Raw genomic sequence first — 6,073 nt, forward strand, 5'->3', positions numbered from 1 at the left:
TGATCCATGAAGCGACGCAATGTCCTGCGGGCCGCAACTGCATTGGGCGGCGCAGCGAGCCTCGGCCCACCGGCCGTCTTCGCTCAATCCGCGCGCGAGCGGACCCTGCGTGTCGCACCCCTGACCGCGTTGTCCTCGGTCGACACTGTCTTCAATACCTCGCTGGTCACCACGAACCACGGCTACGCGGCATACGACACGCTGTTCGGCTTCACCGGCAAGCGCGAAATCACGCCGCAAATGGCCGAGGGCCACATCGTCGAGGACGATGGCCGTACCTACGTCATCAAGCTGCGTGAGGGCCTGAAATTCCACAATGGAGAACCAGTCCGCGCCCAGGATGCGATCCAGAGCCTGAAACGCTGGGCCGGCCGCGAGACCTTCGGCCAGACCGTCGCGAAGTTCGTGGAAGACTGGGGTGTCGCCAACGACCGCACCCTGCGCATCAAGCTGACCCAGCCCATCCCCATTTTCCTGGAGGCGATTGCCCGCGGCAGCGCCTCGGTCCCCTTCATCATCCCTGAGCATATCGCCAGAACCGACCCCTTCACCCAGATCACCGACGCCACCGGCAGCGGCCCTTACCGCTTCGTCAAGGAGGAGTTCGTCCCCGGTCAGCTCGCCGTCTATGTTCGCAATAAGGACTACATCCCAGCCTCCGGCCCAGCCGACTGGACCTCCGGCGCCAAGATCGCCCATTTCGAGCGGCTGGAATGGCAGGCCTTACCAGAACAGGCGACTGCCGCGGCCGCCCTGCGGTCCGGCCAGATCGACTGGTACGAACAGGTCCAGCCCGACCTGGTGCCCAGCTTGCGCGCCCATCCTCAGATCCGCATCGGCAACGCCAATCCCGCCGGCTTCAACGGCATCCTGCGCTTCAACCACCTCCAGGCTCCGTTCAACAACCAAGCCATCCGCCGTGCCGTCCTGCTCGCCGTCAACCAACAGGATTACATGCAGGCCCTCACCGGCGGGGATCCCACCTCCTACTCCAACTGCCGGTCGATGTTTCCCTGCGGCACTCCCTACGGCGCAGACACGGCGCTGCGGCACATGCCGGCCGACCTTTCCCGCGCCCGCGCAGCCCTCAAGGCTGCCGGCTACGACGGTACCAAAGTCGTGGTGCTCAGTCCCGCCGACGTTCCCACCATCCACCCGATGGGCGAAGTCACGGCTGATCTGCTGAAGCGCCTGGGCATGAATGTCGAATTCGCCGCCATGGATTGGTCCACGCTGGTCGCCCGCCGCGCCAACCGCGAGGCAACTGACAAGGGCGGCTGGTCGATCTTCCACACCTGGGCAGCCTCCTCGATCCTTGGCTCTCCGGTCGAGCACTTTCCTCTGCGCGGCCTCGGCAGCAAAGGCTGGGCCGGCTGGTTTGGTGACGAGCAGATCGAGGCGCTCACCGCGCACTGGACTACCGCTGCCAACGATGCCGCCCGCGCTGAGGTCGCCGACGCCATCCAGCAGCGTGCCTTCGAGACGGTGCCCTTCATCCATTGCGGCCAGTTCCAGATCCGCACCGCCTATCGTCGCTCCCTGACTGGAATGGTCGAGGGCGGCGCCGCTTTCATGTGGAACCTGCGCCGCGCCTGACTGGTTCTATCAGCGTCGTGCCAAAGGTCCTCGGCTTGGGGACTCGGCCGACGGCGGGGGAAGGCACAGTCGGATAGCTGACACGCGTCGCGCTACTCGTCAGCCGAAGACTGGATTGCGCAGAAAGTCCAGAATGTCCGCCTGGCCATCGTCGGCCGTCATCGCTCGGCCGGCCGCCATTATGGACGCGACCGCAGCGTTGACGTTCTGCACCAGCTGCTGCATCAGGGATAAAGATTGCTTCGCCGCCTTGGCATTGCCGAGCGGCTCATAGCCCCCTCAGTCACCGCGCCGGTGTCTCCGAGCCCGATGAAGCCACGGGCCGGGTGCAGCAGAGTCGTCTCTACCGGCTAGCGCGTCTACGGCGGCCGCGGTGTGGAAACTTGGCCCTGTGATTGCTCGCAAGGCGCAGACAGAGATATTGTTTGCAACACCTCGCTGGGAGAAACGTCATGCGGGTCATCGCGCTCGAGGAGCACTTCACCGCACCGCATCTGGTCGCGCGCATCAATCCTGCGGTGGTGCGTGCGCGCGGCTACCATCCGCGGCGCGTTGCGCCGGGCGCGGTCAACCCGATGGAGCTTGCCGCCGAAATCAGCGAGCGGCGCCTGCGGCTGATGGATGAGGCGGGCATCACCATGCAGGTGCTGTCCAACACCGGCCCAGGCCCGGACCTGCTGCCGGGGCTGGAGGGCGCGGCGCTCGCCGCCTCGATGAACGACTACTTGGCCGAGGCGGTGGCCCGAGCACCCGACCGCTTTGCCGGCTTCGCGGTGCTTCCGATGGCCAGCCCCGAGGCCTGTGCAGCGGAACTGACCCGCGCGGTTCGGGTGCTCGGCTTCAAAGGCGCGCTGGTCAATGGCACGACTGAAGGGCGCTTTCTCGACCACCCTGCCTATGAAGGGCTACTGGCTGAAGCGGTGGCGCTCGACGTGCCGATCTACATTCATCCGCACCTCGCGCCGGAGCCTGTGCGCCAGGCCTATTTCGGGGGGCTGGAACCCGGCGCCGGGCGGGTGCTGGAGGCCGCTGGCTGGGGTTGGCACCAGGAAACCGCGCTGCAGGTGCTGCGCCTGGTTCTGGCCGGGACACTGGATAAGCTCCCCAGGCTGAAGCTGATCATCGGCCATATGGGGGAAATGCTGCCGATGATGCTGGCGCGAGCTGACGAAGTCTTCGCCAATGACATCGCGCATCTACAACGGCCAATCGGCCAAGCGATCCGGGAGCAGGTCTGGATCACCACCAGCGGCATCTTCACTGCGCCGCCTTTCCTGGCGGCGCTGCAGACCTTCGGCATCGACCGCATCATGTTCTCGGTCGACTACCCCTATGCGGCGAATGCCAAAGGCCGCGCCTTTCTCGACCGCATCCCGCTGGCGCCGGCCGACATGGAAAAGCTCACTTGGCGGAACGCGGCGGCGCTACTGCGGCTGGACGGCTGAGATGCCATGGACCGCATAAGCTGGCCTCGGCTTGCCTATACCAGGCGAGGACGCCGACAATCCGACCGTAAGCGCCGTACGGGCGCGTGCGGGGGAAAGCGCGATGGCATTCTTTGATAAAGGTGACGTTCGCATCCATTACGAGGAAGCCGGCTCGGGCTTTCCTTTACTGATCATCCCCGGCGGCGGGTTGAACTCGGCCATTTCCTTTGTCACCGAGAAGGGACCCTTCAACGCGATGGAGGTGTTCAGCAATGAGTACCGCTGCATCACCATGGACCTGCGCAATGCCAGCGGCGGCGAGTCCTCCGGCCCGCTCGAGGTCGAGCGGCCCTGGGATGCCTATGCAGACGACCAGCTCGGCCTGATGGACCATCTGGGAATCAGGGACTTTCTGGTGATGGGCTTCTGCATCGGCGGCCCTTTCATCTGGAACCTGTTGCAGCGGGCACCTAGCCGGATCGTCGCGGCCGTTCTGGCGCAGCCCAGTGGGTTTCGCCCCGAGATGCCCGACCTGTTCTTCGATAATAACATGGCAGGGTGGGGCCCCGACCTTTGTGCACGCCGGCCAGAAATCTCGATTTCCATGGTCGAGGCTTTTCTGACCAGAATGTACCGGGCCAGGGCGGATTTCGTTTTCACCGCGACGCGTGACTTCGTGCGCGACTGCAAAACGCCTGTCCTAATCCTGCCGGACGACATTCCCGCCCATCCCTATGCCGTGGCCATGGAGAGCGCGCTGCTCGCGCCAAACAGCCAGGTGAGCCTTTATCCTTGGAAGGAGCCGAAGGAACGGCTGCCCCTGGTGCTTCGCCACATCCGCACCTTCCTTCTGGCTCATCGTCCTGCAGCGGTGCCCGGGTGAAGCGCCCGTACGATGCGGGAGCTACTAAGCTTTTCGCGCTCAGTGGGCCGGCCAATGTCGGTCGCTAGAATGACCGCGCTTGGCGCCAGCATTGACGTTTACCAAGGCTGGAGTGAGGCGATAGCCTGCCAAGGTTCACGCGCCTGTCGCGGGGGGCCAACAGAAATCTGGGGGAACGATTACGGACGCAGTTTCGAGGCGTGACGCATTAGCTGCGTCCGCGACTGTCGCCCTGCTGGCCGGCACTGCGGGCGCCCTGGCCCAGAGTGCTTCCCCGGCAACGCCCGGTGCCACGGATCCTAACGTACTCCGCGCGTTAATCGAGGCGGCGCGGTCCGCGGCACCCGGGCTAGCGGAACTGATGACCCGCTACCTGCCGGGCCTACAAGCGGGCGGTGCCGCCGCCGTGCCAGCAAGGACGGCGGTTCCGATGGGCGGTACCACTACGGTGGGGACCCTGGCCTCCGGCAATGTCGCGGCGGTCTGGGGCCAGGATTTTCTCTTCGCATTGGCGTCCGAGGAGCCGGCGACGATCGCCATCGACGGCCGCGCGCCGGTGCCGATGACGCGAGTCGCTGGCACAGCCTACTGGTACCGGCTGGAGACGTTGCGCATCGGCGCAACACATACCTTCACGCTCTTCTCCGGCGGGCGCGACGTGGGGACCAACTCGGTCGCCGGCTATACGCCTGACAGCTACCCAGTCCCCGGGGCAACGCGCGGCACGCTGTCGGAGAAGCGTAGCATCACCAGCCGTATCTATGGCGGCGCGACGGCGGATTACTGGATCTACGCCAATGCCGATATCGACGCAGCTCGCGGCGCGCCGTTGATGGTCTGGCAGGACGGACAGAACTGCGTTGGCGTGCGCGATTTGATTAACTTTCGCTTGCAGACCGTCACCGACAACTTGGTGCACCAGAAGCGCATCCCGCCCATGGTGCACCTGCTCATCGCTCCCGGCACCGGCGGCGAGACACGGCCGCTGCGCTTTCCTGGTGAGAGTCAGGACAATGTCATGCGTAGCCTGCAATACGACACGGTGTCGGACCGCTACGGCCGATATCTACAGGAGGAAGTCCTCCCGGAGGTGGAGAGGACGGTAAAGCTGCGTCAAGATGCCTACTCGCGCGGGGTGGCAGGTCAATCCTCCGGCGGCATCTGTTCCTTCACTCTTGGCTGGTTCCAGCCCGATCGCTTCAGCCGCGTGCATTCCACCATCGGCAGCTTCACCGGCCTGCAATGGCTGCCTGAGGAGCATCTCGAGGGCGGCTACATTCTGTCCAACCTCGTTCGGCGTGAAGCGAAGCGCAATATCCGCGTCTGGATGTCGGATGGCTTGAACGACATCGAGGTCGACAGCAACGGGCGGCAGGACCTGTATGTAGCTGGGAGCTGGCCCCTGAACAATATCCAGATGGCCAATACCCTGAAGACACGCGGCTACGACTTCCACTTCCGCTATGGCATTGCAACGCACTCCAGCGCACAGGGCGCCATGGACCTTCCAGAGTCGCTCAGCTGGCTTTGGCGGGGCTATGACCCCGAAAAAACCACCGAAACTTTCGAGCAGGAGGAAGTCGAGCGCGCCAAGCCAATCTTCCGGGTGCAGATCGCCAACCGCGACGCCTGGTAGGTCGTGGTGACTACGCGCCGGATGGCCCGTTGCGGAACTAGGGCCTGTCAGTCCCTGAGTATTGCCCCATCTACCTGGGATGATTGAAGAAAGCAGGCCACGAGTTCTGACGGATGCGCAATGGGAGGTGCTGGCGCCACTCATTGAGGCGTGCCGTCCACCGCACAAGACGGAGCATCACGACCTGCGCCGCACCATCGAGGCGATCATCTGGCGGCACGACAGCGGCGCGAAGTGGCGCCAAATCCCAGCCGCGCTGGGGCCTTGGTGGATGGCGGCGCAGACCTTCAGCCGCTGGTCGCGGCTGGGCGTCTGGGAGCGGTTGCTGGACTTGGCGCAGCGGCGGGGCGGGGTCGAGGCCGGGATGGCTTTCCTCGACGGCACCAGCATCCGGGCGCACCACAAGGCCGCGGGCGCGGCGAAAAAAGGGGATCCTCGGCGGAGCGCGACGAGCGCGAGGCGCTCGGCCGGTCGCGCGGCGGCTACGGGACCAAGGCGTGCGTGATCGCCGATGCCTCCGGCCGCGCCATC

At 65.0% G+C, this 6,073-nt stretch carries 5 protein-coding genes and 1 pseudogene; 5 read left to right on the forward strand and 1 reads right to left on the reverse strand.

Annotation, left to right across the window (positions count from 1 at the left end; genetic code table 11):
• Positions 1 to 6: 6 nt before the first annotated feature.
• Complete coding sequence (locus E2C06_RS28140; protein ID WP_133291906.1) at positions 7 to 1,596, forward strand: ABC transporter substrate-binding protein; 1,590 nt, start codon at positions 7 to 9, stop codon at positions 1,594 to 1,596.
• Between the two features lie 99 nt (positions 1,597 to 1,695).
• On the opposite strand, the gene E2C06_RS40445 is transcribed toward E2C06_RS28140, so the two are convergent.
• Positions 1,696 to 1,821 (reverse strand): hypothetical protein, encoded by a 126-nt coding sequence (locus E2C06_RS40445; protein WP_277751882.1) that lies wholly within the window; start codon positions 1,819 to 1,821, stop codon positions 1,696 to 1,698.
• 227 nt (positions 1,822 to 2,048) lie between these two features.
• Between E2C06_RS40445 and E2C06_RS28145 the strand changes: the two genes are divergently transcribed.
• The 4 genes and pseudogenes from E2C06_RS28145 to E2C06_RS28160 form a co-directional block, all read left to right on the forward strand.
• The gene (locus E2C06_RS28145) at positions 2,049 to 3,041 is read left to right on the forward strand and encodes an amidohydrolase family protein (protein ID WP_133291907.1); all 993 of its coding nucleotides are present in this window, start codon (positions 2,049 to 2,051) and stop codon (positions 3,039 to 3,041) included.
• Positions 3,042 to 3,144: 103 nt separating this feature from the next.
• Positions 3,145 to 3,906, forward strand: a complete 762-nt coding sequence (locus E2C06_RS28150; RefSeq protein WP_133291908.1) for an alpha/beta fold hydrolase — start codon at positions 3,145 to 3,147, stop codon at positions 3,904 to 3,906.
• A gap of 361 nt (positions 3,907 to 4,267) precedes the next feature.
• On the forward strand, positions 4,268 to 5,542 hold the full coding sequence (locus E2C06_RS28155) for an alpha/beta hydrolase (protein ID WP_133291909.1): 1,275 nt from the start codon (positions 4,268 to 4,270) through the stop codon (positions 5,540 to 5,542).
• 79 nt (positions 5,543 to 5,621) lie between these two features.
• Positions 5,622 to 6,073, forward strand: a pseudogene (locus E2C06_RS28160) (IS5 family transposase); the annotation flags it as partial.

Origin of the sequence: Dankookia rubra, from assembly GCF_004355005.1 — a bacterium.
GTDB classification, from domain to species: Bacteria; Pseudomonadota; Alphaproteobacteria; order Acetobacterales; family Acetobacteraceae; genus Paracraurococcus; species Paracraurococcus ruber_A.